Source organism: Xanthomonas campestris pv. badrii, assembly GCF_012848175.1.
Classification (GTDB): Bacteria; Pseudomonadota; Gammaproteobacteria; order Xanthomonadales; family Xanthomonadaceae; genus Xanthomonas; species Xanthomonas campestris_C.
In genome coordinates this window covers 3,477,093-3,495,011 of record NZ_CP051651.1, presented here as the reverse complement: position 1 = coordinate 3,495,011, position 17,919 = coordinate 3,477,093, and the positions used below count along the sequence as shown (strand labels likewise).

14 protein-coding genes and 1 other RNA gene are annotated in these 17,919 nt (G+C 66.7%); 6 read left to right on the top strand and 9 right to left on the bottom strand.

Annotated elements, in window-relative coordinates; all coding sequences use genetic code 11:
• The first annotated feature begins 156 nt into the window (after positions 1 to 156).
• Positions 157 to 1,482, top strand: coding sequence for an MFS transporter (locus tag HG421_RS14680; protein WP_169707002.1), 1,326 nt, complete (start codon positions 157 to 159; stop codon positions 1,480 to 1,482).
• A gap of 280 nt (positions 1,483 to 1,762) precedes the next feature.
• Here the strand turns inward: HG421_RS14680 and HG421_RS14675 are convergent, their stop codons facing one another.
• From HG421_RS14675 to HG421_RS14660, 4 genes are all read right to left on the bottom strand, one after another.
• Positions 1,763 to 2,794 (bottom strand): LacI family DNA-binding transcriptional regulator, encoded by a 1,032-nt coding sequence (locus tag HG421_RS14675; protein WP_169707001.1) that lies wholly within the window; start codon positions 2,792 to 2,794, stop codon positions 1,763 to 1,765.
• 240 nt (positions 2,795 to 3,034) lie between these two features.
• On the bottom strand, positions 3,035 to 3,775 hold the full coding sequence (phbB, locus tag HG421_RS14670) for an acetoacetyl-CoA reductase (protein ID WP_064510408.1): 741 nt from the start codon (positions 3,773 to 3,775) through the stop codon (positions 3,035 to 3,037).
• Positions 3,776 to 3,944: 169 nt separating this feature from the next.
• Positions 3,945 to 5,273 (bottom strand): CitMHS family transporter, encoded by a 1,329-nt coding sequence (locus HG421_RS14665; RefSeq protein ID WP_169707000.1) that lies wholly within the window; start codon positions 5,271 to 5,273, stop codon positions 3,945 to 3,947.
• A 217-nt stretch (positions 5,274 to 5,490) separates the two neighbouring features.
• Entirely contained in the window at positions 5,491 to 6,684 is a 1,194-nt protein-coding gene (locus HG421_RS14660; protein WP_169706999.1) for an OprO/OprP family phosphate-selective porin, read from the bottom strand.
• Between the two features lie 301 nt (positions 6,685 to 6,985).
• On the opposite strand from HG421_RS14660, the gene HG421_RS14655 reads away from it, so the two are divergent.
• Genes HG421_RS14655 through HG421_RS14640 form a run of 4 tightly spaced genes read left to right on the top strand, consistent with a single transcriptional unit; the run spans position 6,986 to position 10,793 of the window.
• The gene (locus HG421_RS14655; protein ID WP_169706998.1) at positions 6,986 to 7,687 is read left to right on the top strand and encodes a response regulator transcription factor; all 702 of its coding nucleotides are present in this window, start codon (positions 6,986 to 6,988) and stop codon (positions 7,685 to 7,687) included.
• Positions 7,680 to 9,065 carry a sensor histidine kinase gene (locus tag HG421_RS14650; protein ID WP_169706997.1) on the top strand — a complete coding sequence of 462 codons (1,386 nt, stop codon included), beginning with the start codon at positions 7,680 to 7,682 and terminating at the stop codon, positions 9,063 to 9,065. Before HG421_RS14655 ends, HG421_RS14650 begins: the two co-directional genes overlap by 8 nt.
• Positions 9,065 to 10,114, top strand: a complete 1,050-nt coding sequence (locus HG421_RS14645) for an ABC transporter substrate-binding protein (RefSeq protein WP_211161732.1) — start codon at positions 9,065 to 9,067, stop codon at positions 10,112 to 10,114. The genes HG421_RS14650 and HG421_RS14645 overlap by 1 nt, the downstream gene beginning before the upstream one ends.
• 40 nt (positions 10,115 to 10,154) lie before the next feature.
• Positions 10,155 to 10,793: a response regulator gene (locus HG421_RS14640; RefSeq protein WP_029220842.1), complete on the top strand. Its 639-nt coding sequence runs from the start codon at positions 10,155 to 10,157 to the stop codon at positions 10,791 to 10,793.
• Here the strand turns inward: HG421_RS14640 and HG421_RS14635 are convergent.
• From HG421_RS14635 to HG421_RS14620, 4 genes are all read right to left on the bottom strand, one after another.
• On the bottom strand, positions 10,790 to 10,939 hold the full coding sequence (locus HG421_RS14635; RefSeq protein WP_169706995.1) for a hypothetical protein: 150 nt from the start codon (positions 10,937 to 10,939) through the stop codon (positions 10,790 to 10,792). The genes HG421_RS14640 and HG421_RS14635 overlap by 4 nt on opposite strands.
• Positions 10,940 to 10,954: 15 nt before the next feature.
• A complete protein-coding gene (locus HG421_RS14630) occupies positions 10,955 to 12,025 on the bottom strand; it encodes an aldo/keto reductase (RefSeq protein WP_169706994.1) in 1,071 nt (356 codons plus the stop codon).
• 276 nt (positions 12,026 to 12,301) lie between these two features.
• A complete protein-coding gene (locus HG421_RS14625) occupies positions 12,302 to 13,138 on the bottom strand; it encodes a DUF1460 domain-containing protein (RefSeq protein ID WP_169706993.1) in 837 nt (278 codons plus the stop codon).
• A gap of 299 nt (positions 13,139 to 13,437) precedes the next feature.
• On the bottom strand, positions 13,438 to 16,086 hold the full coding sequence (locus HG421_RS14620; RefSeq protein WP_169706992.1) for a hybrid sensor histidine kinase/response regulator: 2,649 nt from the start codon (positions 16,084 to 16,086) through the stop codon (positions 13,438 to 13,440).
• 106 nt (positions 16,087 to 16,192) lie between these two features.
• Here HG421_RS14620 and HG421_RS14615 point away from each other — a divergent pair.
• A non-coding RNA gene (locus HG421_RS14615) (sX9 sRNA) lies at positions 16,193 to 16,268 on the top strand.
• Between the two features lie 117 nt (positions 16,269 to 16,385).
• On the opposite strand, the gene HG421_RS14610 is transcribed toward HG421_RS14615, so the two are convergent.
• Positions 16,386 to 17,558, bottom strand: a complete 1,173-nt coding sequence (locus HG421_RS14610) for an OprO/OprP family phosphate-selective porin (RefSeq protein ID WP_169706991.1) — start codon at positions 17,556 to 17,558, stop codon at positions 16,386 to 16,388.
• Positions 17,559 to 17,919 lie beyond the last annotated feature (361 nt).

Below are 17,919 nucleotides of genomic sequence, written 5' to 3'. Positions count from 1 at the left end.
GATTGCAATCCTGCAGTGCAACATTGTCCAGCTAAAATTTTAGGGCGGGATACAGGCGATGGATCTGTTGCAGCGCAGCGTTACAATCGATTGCAAAGACGGCAGGGTATAGTGCGCTGCGGCCACCGGGTGCCGCACCGATGCCCAGGGCCCTGCATGTCGTCGACCGCGTCTCCGTTCTCCTTCGCGCGCATCCTGGCGCTCAATGCCGGCTTCTTCGGCGTGCAGTACAGCTTCGGGCTGCAGCAAAGCAACATGAGCCCGATCTACAACTATCTGGGCGCCGACCACGCCAGCCTGCCGTACCTGTGGCTGGCCGGGCCGATCACCGGGCTGGTGCTGCAGCCGTTCGTGGGTGCGTGGAGCGACCGCTCGGTGACCCGCTGGGGCCGGCGCATGCCGTACATGGTGCTGGGCGCGCTGGTGTGCAGCCTGTGCCTGCTGGCGATGCCGTTCAGTACCGCGCTGTGGATGGCGGTGTGCCTGCTGTGGGTGCTGGATGCGGCCAACAACGTGGCGATGGAGCCGTACCGTGCGTTGGTCAGCGATGTGCTGGCGCCGCCGCAGCGGCCATTGGGCTATCTCACCCAGAGTGCGTTCACCGGCCTGGCGCAGACGCTGGCCTACCTCACGCCGCCGCTGCTGGTGTGGATGGGCATGAACCAGGACGCCGCCAATGCGCACCATATTCCGTACGTCACCATCGCCGCGTTCGTGATCGGCGCGGGGTTTTCGGCTGCTTCCATCCTGCTCACTGCGCGCAGCGTGCGCGAGCCGGCCATCCCGCCGGCCGAGATCGCGCGCATGCGCCAGCGCGGTGCCGGCCTGGGTGCAGTGGTGCGCGAGATCGGCGGCGCGTTGCGCGACATGCCACCGACCATGCGCCAGCTGGCGCCGGTGATGCTGTTCCAGTGGTATGCGATCTTCTGCTACTGGCAATACATCGTGCTGTCGCTGTCGACCACCTTGTTCGGTACCACCGACGCCACCTCGCACGGCTTCCGCGAGGCGGGCCTGGTCAACGGGCAGATCGGCGGTTTCTACAATTTCATCGCGTTCCTGGCGGCCTTCGCGATGGTGCCGGTGGTCCGCCGCTTCGGTCCCAAGTACACGCATGCTGCGTGCCTGCTGGCTGCGGGTATCGGCATGTGGATCCTGCCTGGCATCGAGAACCGCTGGCTCCTGCTGCTGCCGATGATCGGCATTGGCCTGGCCTGGGCCAGCATGATGGGCAACCCGTACCTGATGCTGGCCGACAGCATTCCACCCGAGCGCACCGGCGTGTACATGGGCCTGTTCAACCTGTTTATCGTGCTGCCGATGCTGATCCAGATCGTCACCCTGCCGCTGTATTACGACCGGTTATTGCACGGCGACCCACGTAACGTGATCCAACTGGCTGGTGCGCTGATGCTGGCTGCGGCGGTGGCGATGCTGTGCGTGCGGGTCCGCAAGCCGGACGTGATCCTGGCAGATTCGTAGGAATGCCTGGCTGAGATCACCGGCTGCCGAAGATGCCAGACGTGCGTGCCTGCCGGGTTGCCTGGTTGCCGAGTACGGTGGACCGGCTGGCCGCCCGCCCCCCCTCATCCGCCCTTCGGGCACCTTCTCCCGCAGGCGGGAGAAGGAAGCGGGCTGCCGGCTGGCAGCTCCGAATCCGCAATCCCAAATCCCAAATCCCAAATCCCGATTCCCGATTCCCGAATCCCGAATCCCGAATCCCGATTCCCGATTCCCGATTCCCGATTCCCGATTCCCCGCCTCAAGCCGACTCGCGCACCACCAGTTTCACCGGCATCTCAACCGATTCCACGGTGTCGCCTGCGATCAGCGCCAACAGCCGGTCCACCAGCAGGCGCGCGGCCAGGTGGAGATCCTGCCGCACCGTGGTCAGCGGCGGCTGGCTGTAGGCGGCCAGTGGGATGTCGTCGAAGCCCACCAGCGAGATGTCCTGCGGTACGCGGTGTCCAGCCTCGACCAGGGCGCGGATCGCGCCCACGGCAATCACGTCGGAAGCGGCGAACAGGCCATCCGGCGGGTCGGTCTTCTTGAGCATGGCGCGGGTCAGCCGGTAGGCATCTTCGCTGACGAAATGGCTGCGCGCATGCAGGCGGGTGTCGAACTCCAGCCCATGCCGTTCCAGCGCATGACGGTAGCCGGCAAAGCGCGGCGCCACCTCCGGTAGCTGGTCATCGCCGAGGAAGGCGATGCGCTGGCGGCCGCTGGCGATCAGGTGTTCGGTGGCGAGCGCGCCACCCTGGAAGTTGTCGCTGCCCACGCTGATGTACGACTGCCCATCGATGCGGCTGCCCCACACCGCCATCGGCAGGCCGTCGCGTGCGGCCTTGTCCAGCGCGGCGTGTTCGGAACTTTGCCCCAGCACGATCACCCCATCGGAGCGGCTGCCGCGTGCGAGCTGTTCCACCCAGCCATCCTGATGCCGGTCCAGCTTGGACAGCAGCATGCTGTAGCCGCGGCCGGTGAGCTCTTCGGCCAGCAGCGCCAGCATGGTCATCAGGAACGGGTCGGACAGCGGTTGATCCAGCGCATGCATCATCGGCACCGCCACGCTCACCGTGTTGGAGCGCTTGGCGCGCAGGCTGCGCGCGACCGGGTCGACCTGGTAGCCGGCATCGGCAGCGATCTGCTTGATGTAGGCGCGGGTCCGCTCGGCCACCACCGGACTGCCGGCCAATGCGCGCGACACGGTGGACTCGGACACGCCCGCCATGCGGGCGATGTCGGCCATCTGCGGGCGGGAATTGGGCGGTGTGCGTTCTGAAGGTTTGGCCATGGCAGCGCGCTGCGGAAAAGCCAGAGTGTAATCAGTTCGCATTGCAGGCGGGTCGCTCGCGCAGTGGCGGCCGCTTGTGTGCGCAGGCAGGGCGCACATGCGCACGGATCTCCTAGTGGCATGGGCGCTGGCGCAGATCCAGCGCCGGACGTACAGGGCAGGCGGGCAGCGGGACATGCAGCCGTGCGCGGTGAGCGCGTGGTGTGCGTGCAGCGCAACGGCCGTCGATTGCGCGCCCGCTCAACCCATGTAGAGGCCGCCGTTGACCGCGTAGTCGGCACCGGTGACGTAGGCGGCATCGTCGGACGCCAGCCAGGCGCACAGGCCGGCCACTTCCGAGGGCTTGCCCAGGCGGCGTACCGGCACCGAGGTGGCCAGGCGGTCGAGCACATCCGGTGGAAAGCTGCTGATCGAGGCACTGGCGATATAGCCGGGCGAAATGGTGTTGACGGTGACTCCGCGCGAGGCGACCTCCTGCGCCAGTGCACGGCTGAAGCCATGCATGGCCGCCTTGGCGGTGGCGAAATTGATCTGCCCGATCTGGCCCTTGTGCGCGCTGACCGAACCGATGTTGACGATGCGCCCCCAGCCGCGCGAGGTCATGCCATCGACCACCTGCTTGGTGATGTTGAAAAGCGAATGCAGGTTGCTGGCGATCACCGCATTCCAGTCGTCGCGGCTCATCTGCCGGAACAAGGTGTCGCGGCTGCCGCCGGCGTTGTTGACCAGCACATCGATCTCGCCCACTTCGGCCTTGACCTTGGCAAACGCGGCGACGGTGGAATCCCAGTCGGCGGCATTGCCTTCGGAGGCGACGAAGTCGAAGCCTTGCTCGCGCTGCTCACGCAACCAGGCCGACTTGCGCGGCGAATTGGGGCCGCAACCGGCCACCACGGTATGCCCGCTGCGCGCCAGCTTCTGGCAGATCGCGGTACCGACACTGCCCATGCCGCTGGTGACGTATGCGATGCGGAGAGTCATTGATGTAACTCCTTCGGAGTTTGGGAATGGGGAATCGGGAATGTGGAATCGGTAGAGCAGGAGCCACTTTTGCGGTTTCTGTCTTTGTACGTGGAAGTCAAGAATCGAAACGACCGCACGGCGCCGCTCTTACGATTCCCGATTCCCCACTCCCCATTCCCAGCGCCAATCAGCGCGCCAACGGAAACAAGCCAAACACCAGCCCGCCGCCCAGCATCAACAGCGAGATCAGCACCGCCCACTTCAGCGTGAAGCGTTGGTGGTCGGCGAAGTCGACCTTGGCCAGGCCGACCAGCAGGTAGGTCGAGGGCACCAGGGGGCTGAGCAGGTGCACCGGCTGGCCGGCCAGCGAGGCGCGCGCCATTTCCACCGGGGTGATGCCGTAGTGGCCGGCGGCTTCGGACAGGATCGGCAGCACGCCGAAGTAGAACGCGTCGTTGGACATGAAGAACGTAAACGGCATGCTGACGATGGCGGTGATCATCGCCAGGTACGGACCCCAGCTGTCGGGAATGACGGCCAGAAAACTGCGCGACATCGCTTCGACCATGCCGGTGTTGGACAGGATGCCGGTGAAGATGCCGGCAGCGAAGATCAGCGACACCACCGACAACACATTGCCTGCGTGATTCACCAAACGACGGCGCTGTTCGGCCAGGTTGGGGTAGTTGATCATCAGCGCCAGCGCGAAGCCGATCATGAACAACACCGGCATCGGCAGCACACCCACCACCAGTGCGCCCATCAGTGCCAGGGTCAGCACCAGGTTCACCCACAGCAGCTTGGGGCGCTTGCTATCGTCGGTGTCTTCCACGCGCGGCAGGGCGTCGTTGTCGTCGGGCAGGCTGGTGTCCAGCCAGTTGCCGTCGGCCGGCAGGCGCACCACGCCAAGGCGGCGACGCTCGCGCATGCCCAGGTACCACGCCAGCGCGATGATGCCGGCAATGGCCAGCAGCATGGCCGGCACCAACGGCACGAACACATCGGCCGGATCCACATGCAGGGCGGTGGCCGCACGTGCGGTGGGGCCGCCCCACGGAGTCAGGTTCATCACGCCACTGGCGAGGATGGTCACGCAGGTCATGTTGAGCGCGTTCATGCCCAGGCGTTGGTACAGCGGCAGCATCGCCGAGACGGTGATCATGTAGGTGGTGGAGCCGTCGCCATCGAGCGAGATCAGCATCGCCAGGATCGCCGTGCCCATCACGATCTTCAGCGGATCGCCCTTGACCAGGCGCAGGATGCGCCCGACCAGCGGGTCGAACAGGCCGGCATCGATCATGACCCCGAAGTAGAGGATGGCGAACATCAGCATCACGCCGGTGGGCGCGATCTTCTTGATGCCGTCGAGCATCATCTCGTTGATGCCGGTGCCGAAGCCGCCCAGCAGTGCGAACACGATCGGCACCGTGATCAGAGCCACCAGCGGCGACAGCCGCTTGCTCATGATCAGGTACATGAAGGTGATCACCATTCCGAAACCGAGCGCGGTCAGCATGCGGGCGAATCCTTTGGGGCGTGCAGCAGGGGGAGGGTGAAACACAGCGCAGCGCAGCGGGCACGGCGATGGCAAGACGGATGTGCAGGAGTGCAGGGCAGTGCATGTGCGTCTGCGTGTCGAAGACCCATCGCCTCGCCGCAGAGGCGGCGCCGTGACCGCAGGGCCATGCGGCATGCAGCCGTGACGCTGGCCATGGGCGCGACGATGCGGTGCATCAGAAGTCGTACTGGAAGCGGCCGGTCACCGCCAGCGTGTGGTCCACCACCGCATCCATGGTGCGGTCGCGGTTGCGGCTATCGATGACGTTGAGCATCACGCGCAGGTTCGGCTTGAAATACCAGTTGCCGCCCAGCGTCCACGACTGGGTGCTGGCATCGATGAAATTGGGCTGGCCATCCAGGTGCTGGTCGCCGCGCATGTAGTCGTAGCGCAAGGCCAGTTCGAACGCGCCATGGCGGTGATTGGGCGTGGCGATGCGGCTGAAGCGGCCGGTCTTGCGGTCGTAGCCGCGCGACTCGCCGGTGACGAACCAGCTGACCAGGCCATAGCTGGCCAGCACCTTGGCATGCTGGCTGCCATCGTCGAGCAGGCCGCCGCTGAATTCGCTCTGCCACGACCACGGGCCCAGCACTTCGGCATATTCCAGCGACCACTTGTCGAAATCGGTATCGCGGCCATCGGCAAACCGCGCCAGGGTGATGCGGCTGTTGTTGGCCAGATCGTTCTCCGGGCGTGGGCGGATCAGCAGCGGTGCTGCGCCACCGCTGCCAGGATGCGAATAGCGCTCGTGCGCCAGCGAAATGCCCAGGTGGCGCAGGCGTGCCTCGCCCATGTCTGGCGCGTAGGTCAGGCGTGTGCCGAGTGCACTGCCCTTGGTCGAGGAATTGTCGATGCTTTCCAGGCTGTATGCGGACGTGGACCAGGTCGCATCCGGGCGATTGGCCTGCCAGGAAATCGCCTTGCGGTAGATCGGCGCCAGCGTAGTCGAGGCGTAGCCGCGTTCCAGGAATGGGCCATAGTTGGAACCGGTGCGATCGTCCAGCGAGAAATACTGCTTGAACTGCCCAACGGTCAGTGTGCCGGCCGCGAACTTCTTGGCGATATAGACATCGCGCGCCAGGATGCCGCGGCTACCGGACTCGTACTGCAGGCCGGCGAACTCCGCTTCTGCCTTGTAGTTGAAGCCATGGAACTTGCCGGCCACATCCAGCCAGATGCGGCGGAACTGGGTGTCGTTGCGCTCGGGCGTACCACGGTCGTCGTTGTCGAACACGGTGAAGTCCCAGTGCACACGCCCACCCACTTCGGCAGTGACCGGGCCTTCGTCATCGGCCGCATGCGCCGCCGGTGCCAGGCAGATCGCCGCGCAGGCGGTGAAGGCACGCAGACGCAAGGTGTCGTTGCTCACAGACCCTCCCAGGTACATGTGTGAATCACGTTCAGCGATGCGCCGCACAACCACACTGCGGCGCGTTGGCAGCAGCCTAGTCCCGGGAAGCTGTCATGGACCTGTCGTTGGGGGGGAATGGGAATCGGGAATGGGGAATCGCAAGAGCGGGATTGCGGCAGCGGAATTGCTGGGGCGTAGAAGCTTTTGTTCGCCTGGCCTGTTACCTTCCGGCCGCGACCCATCGCCGTTCCGATTCCCCATTCTCCATTCCCCATTCTCCATTCCCCATTCCCCATTCCCCATTCCCCATTCCCCATTCATGCGCCTGCTCCTAGTCGAAGACAATTCCGACCTCGCCGATGCCATCGTGCGGCGCATGCGTCGTAGCGGGCATGCGGTGGATTGGCAGGCCGACGGGTTGGCGGCGGCGAGTGTGTTGCGCTATCAGAGCTTCGATCTGGTGGTGCTGGATATCGGCCTGCCCAAGCTCGATGGATTGCGCGTGCTGGCCGGGATGCGCGAGCGTGGCGATACCACGCCGGTCCTGATGCTCACCGCACGCGATGGCATCGAGGACCGCGTGCAGGCATTGGACGTGGGCGCGGACGACTACCTGGGCAAGCCGTTCGATTTCCGCGAGTTCGAAGCGCGCTGTCGCGTGCTGCTGCGGCGCAATCGTGGCCAGGCCAGCGAGGTGATGCAGATCGGCGGGTTCGTGTTCGACAACGCCGCGCATACGGTGACCCTCGATGGCGCGCCGATCGAACTGCCCAACCGCGAATACCGTCTGCTGGACATCCTGATCGGGCGCCTGGGGCAGGTAGTGGGCAAGGACGAGATCGGCAATGGCCTGTTCGGTTTCGACGACGATGTCGGGCCCAATGCGATCGAGCTGTATGTCGGCCGCCTGCGGCGCAAGCTCATCGGTGCGCCGTTGCGCATCGTCACCGTGCGCGGTGCCGGCTACAAGCTGGAAGAAGCCGACCCGCATGCACCGGTGGAGCCGGGCAGCGATGGCTGAGCCGCTGACGGTGGCGCCGTCGATCCGGCGCACCTTGCTGCTGTACCTGGGCAGCCTGTCGCTGCTGGGCGCGGTGGTGCTGTTCTTTGCCGCGCGCGATTACGGCGAGCGCGCGGCCAATCGTTCCTATGACCACCTGCTGGTGTCGTCGGCGCTGTCCATCATCGACAGCGTGGCCTTGGTCGGTGGCGACTGGCAGGTGGATCTGCCGTATGCCTCGCTGGACCTGCTCGGCATGGCGCCGGAAGACCGGGTGTTCTATCGCGTGTTCGATGCGCAGGGCCGCACCATCACCGGCGAGGACAGCTTGCCGCTGCCGGCGCAGGCCCCCAGCGATGAGCGGCCGGTGCTGTTCGATGCGCAGTACAGCGGCGAGCCGGTGCGCTTTGCGGTGGTGATGCATCGGGTGGCTTCGGCCTCCGGGCAGGGCGAGGTGCGCGTGCAGGTCGGCCAGACCCGGCGTGCACGCGATGCGGTGGCGCGCGATGTGGTGCTCAATGCCTTGATCGCGATCGGGGTGCTGTCGCTGCTGGCGCTGGGCCTGGTGTGGCTGGGCGTGTACCGCGCGCTGCGGCCGTTGCAACGCATCGAGCGCGATCTGTCGCGGCGCGAGCCGTCCGACCTCAAGCCCCTGAGCGTGCCGGCGCCGCAGGAAATGCAGCTGATGGTGACCGCGCTCAATCGCTTCATGGCACGGCTGTCGTCCAGCAACGAGACCTTGCGTGCGTTCATGGCCGAAGCCGCGCACCAGATGCGCACGCCGCTGGCCGCTCTGCGTGCGCAGGCGCAGCTGGCCATGGACGACGACGACCCGCGCGAGATGCAGCGCAGCCTGGCCGCGATCGAGCGCAACGCCAGCCACATGAGCCGCTTGCTCAACCAGTTGCTCAGCGATGCCAGTGTGATCCATCGCGCCAACCTGCAGCGCTTTGCCACCGTGGATCTGGCCGAGGTGCTGCACCAGGCGCTGCACGAGGCCTTGCCGCGCAGCGAGGGCGCACCGCGCGTGCAACTGGCCATCGACCCGCAACCGGCGCTGCTGCGCGGCGATGCGCTGCTGCTGCGCGAAGCGCTCAAGAACCTGATCGACAACGCCTGCAAGTACGGCGGTGGCGCGCCGCTGCAGGTGGCATTGACCAGCGACGGACACCACCACGTGCTCACCATCGCCGACCACGGCCCCGGCATTCCGGCGGCCGAAGCCGAGCGCGTGTTCGAGCGGTTCGTGCGCGGTCCGGATGCACCTGCCGGCGGCGCAGGCCTGGGGCTGGCCATCGTCAAGCGCGTGGTGCAGGCGCATGGCGGGCGTATCGATCTGGCCAATCGCATCGGCGGCGGCCTGATCGCCTCGCTGCATTTTCCTGGAGGAACCGCATGATGCGCGCGGCATGGCTGCTGGTGTTGTTGCTGCTGCAAGGCGTTGCCGCTGCGGCGCCGGGCGAGGTGCGGCGGTTTCCGGCACGCGGGGCCGCACAGGCACAGCTGCGCGTGCAGGGCTCCACCGACCTGGAAGTGTTTGCAGCGGTGATCCAGGACTACCAGCGCCTGCATCCCACCACCGAAGTGATCTACGAGGACGTGATTGCCTGGGACATCTACGATCACTACCTGCACCCGGGCGCAAACGCGATCCAGGCGGACATGCTGATCAGCGCCAGCATGGATCTGCAGACCAAGCTGGTGAACGATGGCCACGCATTGGCGCACCGTTCTGCGCAGACCGAGGCGTTGCCGGCCTGGGCACAATGGCGGCACGAGGTGTTCGGCATCAGCTACGAGCCGGTTGCCATCGTCTACAACACGCGCAAGCTCGATCCGGCGCGGGTGCCGCGCACACGGCGCCAGTTGCTGGCACTGCTGCGCGCACCGGATGCGCCACTGCGCGGCAAGGTGGGCACCTACGATGTGGAGCGCAGTGGGGTGGGCTATCTGTTCGCCACCCAGGACGGCCAGGTGGGCAGCATCGCCGGCGCGTTGCTGGCCGCGTTGGGGGCAAACCAGGTCAGGCTGGAAGAGCGCACCGGGACCTTGCTCGACCGCGTCAGCCGCGGCGAGTTGTTGCTGGCCTACAACGTGCTCGGGTCCTACGCGCAGACGCGCATCGATGCCGGCGCGCCGCTGGGGATCGTGCAGCCGCAGGACTACACGCTGGTGGCACTGCGCACCGCGGTGATTCCCAAGACCGCACCGCATGCGCCCGAGGCGCGCAGGTTCCTGGACTACCTGCTGTCGCCGCGCGGCCAGCAGGTGCTGTCGCGCGAAGCGCGGCTGATGCCGATCCTGCCGGCGGCCGGCGGTCGCGGCGGCTCGGCGCAACCCCCGTTCCGGCCGATCCCGCTCGGCCCTGGCCTGCTGGTGTATCTGGACAAACTCAAGCGACGCCAGTTTCTGGATGCCTGGCGCGCGAGCACGCAGCCGCCGCGTTAGGGCAACGGCATTGGTCGCGCCCATGTGCCAGACTTGGCGCATGGCCGATCTCACCATTCTCGTCGCCGACGACCACCCGTTGTTCCGTGCTGCGGTGATCCACGTGCTGCAGCAGACCCTGCCGCAGGCGCAGGTCGTGGAAGCCTCCAGCGCTGCCACGCTGAGCACGATGCTGCGCTCGCATCCGCATGCCGAACTGGTGCTGCTGGATCTGGCCATGCCGGGCGCGCGCGGCTTCTCGGCGCTGCTGCATGTGCGTGGCGAGCATCCGGACATCCCGGTGGTGGTGATCTCGTCCAACGATCACCCGCGGGTGATCCGGCGCGCGCAGCAGTTCGGTGCGGCCGGCTTCATTCCCAAGTCCACGCCGGCCGAAACGATCGGCACCGCCGTGGCCAGCGTGCTGGATGGCGGCACCTGGTTTCCGCCGATGACGGCCGAACGCTCCGAAGCCGATGCGCAGCTGGCCGCCAAGCTCGCCCAGCTCACCCCGCAGCAGTTCCGCGTGCTGCTGAGCCTGGCCGACGGCCTGCTCAACAAGCAGATTGCCCATGAGCTGGGGCTGGCCGAAAACACCGTCAAGGTGCACGTCACCGCCATCCTGAAAAAGCTGGATTGCTACAGCCGCACGCAGGCGGCGGTGCTGGTCAAGGCGCTGGAACCGGAAGGCGAGGGTTAGGCCACGGCAGGGACGTGGTGGTTGCAGGGCTGCAGCGCCTGGTCGACGCAGCTGTCGGCGGCGGCCGCCGGGGCGATGGCCCCGCAGCCGGCGATGCGCGCAGCGGCAATCAGCAGTGACGCTGCGAAGCTGGACGCTCTGCTCATGCGCTCACTCCGGTCTCAGCTGCGCAGCTGCAAGCCATGCGTGCCGTAGATCAACTGCTGCGCCATCGGCCGGCCGATGAAGCGTTCGGGGAAGATCGGCGCCAGTGCACTGGCCTGATCCAGGCGGGCCAGCTGCGCCTCGCTGAACACGATGTCCAGCGCACCGAAGTTGTCTTCGGCCTGCTGCAGCGTGCGTGCACCCATGACTGGCGCGACCACCGCAGGATGTTGCAAGGTCCAGGCCAGCGCCACCTGCGAGCGCGTAGCGCCCAGTTCCTCGGCGATGCTGCCGACCACCTCGGCGATGTCCAGCGAACGTGCGTTGAGATGCCCGGTGGAGGCAATCACGCCCTTGCGGCTGGTGGACACGTCCGCGGCATTGTCGTCGGATAGATCATCGCGGCTGTACTTGCCGGTCAGGATGCCACCGCCCAACGGCGACCACGGCAACACGCCCAGGCCCAGCTCGCGCGCCATCGGCATCAGTTCGTGTTCGACGCTGCGCTCGACCAGGCTGTATTCGATCTGCAGCGCCACCAGCGGCGACCAGCCGCGCAGGTCGGCCAGGGTCTGCAGTTGCGCCACGCGCCAGGCCGAGGTGTTGCAGATGCCCAGGTACAGCACCTTGCCCGCCTGCACCAGGTGATCCAGCCCGCGCATCACCTCCTCCGGCGAGGTGGTGAAATCCCAGGCATGCAGGTACAGCAGGTCGATGCGATCGGTGTCGAGCTGACGCAGGCTGGTCTCGACCGAACGGATCAGGTTCAGGCGGTGATTGCCGCCGGAATTGATGTTGTCCGCATCGCGCGCCATGGTGAACTTGGTGGCCAGCACGAAGCGCTCGCGGCGCTGCTTGATCAGGTGGCCGACGATGCGCTCGGCACCGCCGTTGGTGTAGTTGACCGCGGTGTCGATGAGGTTGCCGCCGCGCTCGGCATAGGCGGCGAAGATGCGCTCGGCCTCCTTGGCATCGGCGCCCCAGCCCCATTCCTCGCCGAAGGTCATCGTGCCCAGCGAGAGCGGCCAGACGCGCAGCCCGGAGCGGCCGAGCAGGCGATACTGGTTCGACGAACGTGTCTGGGTCATGCGGGGTTGCTCCTGTGGTTGGCGGCATGTGCCGTGCGATGCACTTTGCCGCCAACCGGCAGGCCAGCGTGAGCCTGGTTATCCGGCAGTCTTGCCTGATCGTCCGGATCTACAATCCAGCTGCGTTACTGCTGCAGGCTGCCCTTCCCCCTGTAGCAGCGGCCCCGGCCGCGAGGGCGTTGCCAGCAGGGGGCGGCCCTGGCGGCCGGGGCCGCTCCCGCGATGCGCATTGGACCTGGATCGGTGTGGATACAAGGCACCCAGGTCAGGCTGTTCTCAGGGCTTTGGCCGGTAGACCACGATGCCGACGGTTCTGCCGACGTATTCCATGAACGGCGAATCCACCACCTTGTTGTTCTCCGGTCGCGACGAGGCATTGCGCAGCACCGGGCCGGCGTCGGTCATGACGAAGATGCCGACATGGCTGACATCCAAGCCGGCGGCCGGCGAATACCTGCCCACATAGTCGCCGGTACGCAGCTGACGCACGAGGTTGCTGTCCACATCGGCGGCCGGGATGTAGGTGATGGTTCGCTGCACCACCGGCAGTCCCGGCAGATAGAAGCTGCCATCGTCTTTCAGGTTGAGCGCCTTGTCCACGCGCACGGCCTTGGAGCTCAGCGTTGCGGTGATGTCGTCGGCAAGCAGGTTGGAGCGGGTGACCCAGTCCGAGAAGAAGTGCTTGCGCGTGGTAAAGCCCACGACGCCGTCGACGTAACGGGTCAGGATCAGGCGATCGACGAAATCCTGCTGCGAATAGGCGTGGCGCGCCGCCTCCACGTAGTCCAGATAGGTGAAGCAATCCAGACCCCTGAAATCGATGATCAACTTCTCCGGCGTGGTGGCCGAGCCTTGCAGCATGTTGGCCTGATACGGCGTGCCAAGAAATTCCGCCGAGATCACCTTGATCAGATGCCCGGCACTCAGGCCGCGATGCCTGGACGTCTCATGCAGCACGCGGTCCAAGGTCTGCAGCGTGTACGGGTCGATCTCCGCGCGCACCGGTGCGGCTGTCTGCACGGTGTCGGGTGGCGTTGCAGCGTGCACCGGCAGATCCGCCGCGCAGCCGGCGACAAGCAACGAGGCGAACATCAGGCAGGCAGGTCTGGACATGATGGCTCCAATGTTCCGCAGGGACAGAAAAACGGCGGTGGCGTGTGCACGCGCGCGCGCCGAGACATGCATGCACTGTAAGGCCCTCGCGCAATCGCGATTGAAACCGCGCGCAGTTCAGTGCGCCGAAACGATCCGCAAGACCGCTGTTCCATCGGGCAGCGGCAGACAATCACGGCATAACACGCATGCCGAATGCCGGGACATCCTGCGGTCTTCATGCGGTCAGGAACCCGACCTGTTGGCGGCGAGCCGGTCACAGCTTCCCTGTGCAGACGCAGGTTTGCCGACCGCGCGCATCATCCGCGCCGCAACAGCATTTGCGTCATCAATGCACGCAGGGCCGGCGGACGCACCGGCTTGGAAAGAAAGCCCCATCCCAGCTCCTGTGCGTGCGCGCGCAGGGCCGGGTCCGGTTCTGCGGTGATCAGGATGATGCGTGGTTCGCGCTGCCAGCGTTCCACCAGTTGCGGCAGCAGCATGGGGCCGTAGTGCGCGCCCATGCGTACATCCAGCAGCAACAGTTCCGGCGCATCGTCGGCACTGGCGCCGGCAAGCGCATCGTCCGGGCCGCCGGCAAAATCCACCCGGCATTCCCAGCGTTCGAGCAGGGCACGGGTGGCCTCGCACACGCGCGGGTCGTCGTCCACGCACCACACGCGGCAGCCGTGCAGGATGGGGTCGTTGCCGGGCTCGGCGGGCGCCGTGGCGGGCGGCGGCAGCTGCCTGGCAATCGCAGCGCGTTCGCCCAGCGGCACGCTGACCGAAAACACGCTGCCGCTGCCCAGCGTGGAACGCAGGCCGATGCGGTGCCCCAGCAGGCGGCCGATGCGTTCGACGATCGCCAGCCCCAGGCCGGCGCCGCGGTCGTTGGCCACGCCATCGTCCAGGCGGCGGAACTCTTCGAAGATTTCATGCTGCAAGGCGTCGGGAATGCCCGGGCCCTGGTCGTGCACTTCGATGCGCAGCCAGCCGCCGCGTCGCCGGCACCCCAGCAGCACGCGGCCGCGCGGGGTGTAGCGGATCGCGTTGGACAGAAAGTTCTGCAGGATGCGGCGCAGCAGGGTTTCGTCGCTCAACACCACCGCCGAGGTGGGCAGGTAATCCAGCGCCAGGCCGCGGTCTTCGGCCAGGATGCCGAACTCGCGTGCCAGCGTTTCCATCAGCGGGGCGAGTGCGAAGTCGCGCACCTGCGTCTTCAGGCTGCCGGCCTCCAGCCGCGAGATATCGAGCAGGCTGTTGAGGATCGCATCCTGCGCGGCGAGCGCGCCGTCGATATTGTCGACCACGCGCTTGCCGGCGGGTTCGCGCACCTGCCCACGCAGCACCGACACGAACATGCGCGCGGCATTGAGCGGTTGCAGCAGATCGTGCACGGCCGAGGCAACGAAGCGGGTCTTGTAGCGATTGGCGTTTTCGGCTTCGCGCTTGGCGGCGGCCAGGTCGCGGGTGCGCTCGGCCACGCGGTGCTCCAGCGCATCGGCCAGCGAGCGCAGTTCGCGCGCGGCGTTCTTGTAGCTGGTGATGTCGGCGTAGCTGGTGACAAACCCGCCGTCGGGCAGCGGATTGCCACGGATTTCCAGCACCGTGCCGTCTTCCTTCTCGCTCTCGCGCATATGCGGCTTGCCGCTGCGCAGGTGATTCAGGCGGCGCTCGATGGCGGCCTCGATCGGCCCTGGTCCCAGCAACCCGCGGCGGGCGTTGAAGCGGAACAGGTCCTCGATCGGGCGGCCGATCTTGAGCAGTTCCGGTGGAAAGCGGAACAGCTCCACGTAGCGCGAATTCCATGCCACCAGGTTGAGCGCCTCGTCGATCACCACCACGCCCTGCGGCAGGTGTTCCAGGCTGCGGCTCAGGCCGGCGTTGGACTGCTGCGCGGCGGCCACCACGCCGTCCTGGGCGGTGCGCAGTTCTTCGGCGTGTTGTTGCAGCAGCGTCTCCAGCTCGTTGCGGCTGCGCTGGCGCAGCGCCGCAAGGCGCCGCCGCTGCTGCACGAACAACCACAGCAAGGCCAGCGCCAGCCAGATGCCGGCGGCGGCAATGGCCGCCGCGCGGCCGGCCGCGGCGCTGGCGCGGGTGTCGTGCAGCAGATGCAGGCGCCAGCCGCTTTCCGGCACGTCCAGGGTCTGCCACAGCACCGGGGCGCCCAAGGGCGGGTCGCGCACCTCGGCCAGCACGCCGCCGTTGCCGGTCTGTTCGATCAGCCGGCGGCGCAGCGGCAACAGCCCCTGGTCGGCGTACTGGCGGGTGCTGCGCAATTCGGTACGGTCGCGCGGGGTGAGCGGCGCCAGCATGCGGTAGCGCCAGGTGGTGCGGCTGGCCAGAAACACCACCCCGTGCGCGTCGGAGGCCAGCACGATGTCCGGCGTTTGCAGCCATTCGCGTTCCAGCGCGGCCAGCGCGATCTTGATCACCACCACGCCCTGCACCTGGCCGGCAGCGTCCACGATGGCCTGCGACAGGAAATAGCCCGGCTCGCTGGTGGTCATGCCGATGCCGTAAAAACTGCCGCTGCCGGTGGCCAGCGCCTGCTGGTAGTAAGGGCGGAATGCGTAGTCCACGCCCACGTTGCTGCGCGCCGCACGCCAGTTGCTGGCTGCCAGCGCGATGCCGTTGCGGTCGATCAGGGTCAGCGTGGACGACTGGGTGACGTTGTTGGCGCGTTCGAGCTTGCGGTTGAGCGCATCCACCCGGGCCGGCGACAGCGGGCCGGACACGGCAGCGCGCAGCTCCGGGTCCAGCGCCAGGATCTGCGGCAGGGTGCGATAGCGGTCGATGCGCTGCTGCAGCGCCTGCGCATAGAGCCGCAACTGCCGGCGCACGGTGACGCTTTCGTCGCGCAGCGCACTGTGTTCGACAAAATGCCCGGCCGCCAGCATGGCCACGACCATCCCGCCCAGCACGATGGCCAGGGTGAGCAGCAGACGGCGGCGTTGCGATGCATACATGGTGCAAGTATGGCGATCTGCTCCCCCACGCGCAGCCATCGCCTTGGAGCAGCCGATAAAACGACTGCGCTCACCGCCGCGTGGGCGCGGGCGGTGCTCGGTGGGCATGTATCACTCGTCCGTTGCGGTTGGTCCGCGCTGTCCACACCCGCCTGACGACTGCGCGCTACGTGGTGCCAGGCGCTCTTGCCGCGCGCTGGACAAACGCCCAAAACGACAACGGCCGCATCCGGGAAAGGATGCGGCCGTGCCGGGAACCTGCTGCCATATGCGCTGGCAGCAGCGGGCCTTGGCGCTGCTTAGAACTGCACCTGCGCGCGCAGTTCCATCACGTGCGGGGTTTCATGCACGCCATTGCGCGAGGAATCCACCCAGCTGTAGTTGGCCTGGAACTTGAAGTGGCTGGTGAGGTACCAGTTGGCGCCGATGGTGGTGTCGTGCTGACGGCCGCCGTGCACGTTGTTGTCTTCCAGGTTCAGGCGGCTGTAGCGGGCGGTCAGCTCCACCGCACCGTAGTCGTGCGCCGGCTTGATGTTGCCCGGTACGCCACCGGCATAGCTGCGCGACTCGCCGGTCAGCGACCAGGTGCCGTACACGTACTGGCCCTGGGCGATGAAGTGCGGCTGGGCGGCGTTACGCGCCACTTCGGCACGCAGCGCTTCGCTCTGCAGCGAGAACGGGCCGTGGATCCACACCGCTTCCACGCCGGTGCGAATCACGTGGTCCACGTCGACAATGGTGCCGGTGTCGATCAGGCGCACGTCGGTCAGGCCGGCTTCCGGGCGGGCACGCAGGCGCACGCGCGGGCTGAAGGACACACCGCGGCCGTCGCTGAACCCACGCGGATTCTCGACCGAGCCGGCGATGCCCAGGTGCAGTACGTCGCCCTCGGCCTTGAACGGGGTCCATGCGGCATGCACCGCCTGGGTGGTGCCCGGGTTGTCGCCCTGCAGATCCTTGCCGCCGTACGCGCCGGCCTGCAGCAGGTACTGCTGGCGCTCCAGGGTCCATTCCACGCCGGTCCGACGGCCCTGGAACACCGCCTGCACCGGCAGGCCCAGTTCCATGAAGCTGCCCGCACGCGAGCTCTGCACCGCTTCCAGGCCCACCGGCACCTTCATGTAGCCCATCCGCACGCGGCCATAATCCTGGCCCAGCAGCGCCTTGGTCTCGAAGCGGTAGAACACGTCCAGCCACAGCTTGGCTTCGAAGTCGAAATACACCATGGCGTCGTAGACGCCCTTCTTCTTGATGGTGGCGCCGAATTCCTTGCGGCGGAAATCGGTGCGGTCTTCCAGGCGGTCGTCGCCGGAGAAGTTGTTGTCGTCGTAGGCGTAGTTGCCGGTCAGACCCAGCTCGGTGCCATCACCGAAGGTGTACTTGGTGGGCCAGTTTTCGATCGAGGTGGCTGCATTGGCAGCGGCGGGGACGATGGCAATGGCCAACGCCAGGACAAGCAGATTGAGGCGCATAGGAGTGGTCTTCGGCAATGAAAGGGGCCGGGGCGTCCTGCCATGGCGATCGCGGTGAACAGCTTCAGCAAGCGCGCAGGTTCCGGACGGCGACTGCACAGAAACTTCGGTGTCTGCGTTAAACGGAATTAACGGCCGGCGGCGGCGCGGCTGAAGTGTAAGACCAGGTCCATCCGAGGGACAGTGCTGCAGACGCATGCCCGCGGTGTCCCCGCGAGCGGCTGCGGCAGGGCAGGCGGTGCATGAAGTCCTTATCTGGCGCGGGGTTGCAGCGCGTGCCGCGCGGCGCCGGGCAGTCGCCATCGGCGCCGCGGCGCATCCGTAGTACCAATGGGTTATCGGCCCGGGCTGTGACGTGCGG

Bases quoted from the DNA above. Each gene is read 5' to 3' on its own strand.
- HG421_RS14680 (WP_169707002.1), top strand. From the start codon at position 157: ATGTCGTCGACCGCGTCTCCGTTCTCCTTCGCGCGCATCCTGGCGCTC.
- HG421_RS14675 (WP_169707001.1), bottom strand. From the start codon at position 2,794: ATGGCCAAACCTTCAGAACGCACACCGCCCAATTCCCGCCCGCAGATG.
- phbB (WP_064510408.1), bottom strand. From the start codon at position 3,775: ATGACTCTCCGCATCGCATACGTCACCAGCGGCATGGGCAGTGTCGGT.
- HG421_RS14665 (WP_169707000.1), bottom strand. From the start codon at position 5,273: ATGCTGACCGCGCTCGGTTTCGGAATGGTGATCACCTTCATGTACCTG.
- HG421_RS14655 (WP_169706998.1), top strand. From the start codon at position 6,986: ATGCGCCTGCTCCTAGTCGAAGACAATTCCGACCTCGCCGATGCCATC.
- HG421_RS14650 (WP_169706997.1), top strand. From the start codon at position 7,680: ATGGCTGAGCCGCTGACGGTGGCGCCGTCGATCCGGCGCACCTTGCTG.
- HG421_RS14645 (WP_211161732.1), top strand. From the start codon at position 9,065: ATGCGCGCGGCATGGCTGCTGGTGTTGTTGCTGCTGCAAGGCGTTGCC.
- HG421_RS14640 (WP_029220842.1), top strand. From the start codon at position 10,155: ATGGCCGATCTCACCATTCTCGTCGCCGACGACCACCCGTTGTTCCGT.
- HG421_RS14635 (WP_169706995.1), bottom strand. From the start codon at position 10,939: ATGAGCAGAGCGTCCAGCTTCGCAGCGTCACTGCTGATTGCCGCTGCG.
- HG421_RS14630 (WP_169706994.1), bottom strand. From the start codon at position 12,025: ATGACCCAGACACGTTCGTCGAACCAGTATCGCCTGCTCGGCCGCTCC.
- HG421_RS14625 (WP_169706993.1), bottom strand. From the start codon at position 13,138: ATGTCCAGACCTGCCTGCCTGATGTTCGCCTCGTTGCTTGTCGCCGGC.
- HG421_RS14620 (WP_169706992.1), bottom strand. From the start codon at position 16,086: ATGTATGCATCGCAACGCCGCCGTCTGCTGCTCACCCTGGCCATCGTG.
- HG421_RS14610 (WP_169706991.1), bottom strand. From the start codon at position 17,558: ATGCGCCTCAATCTGCTTGTCCTGGCGTTGGCCATTGCCATCGTCCCC.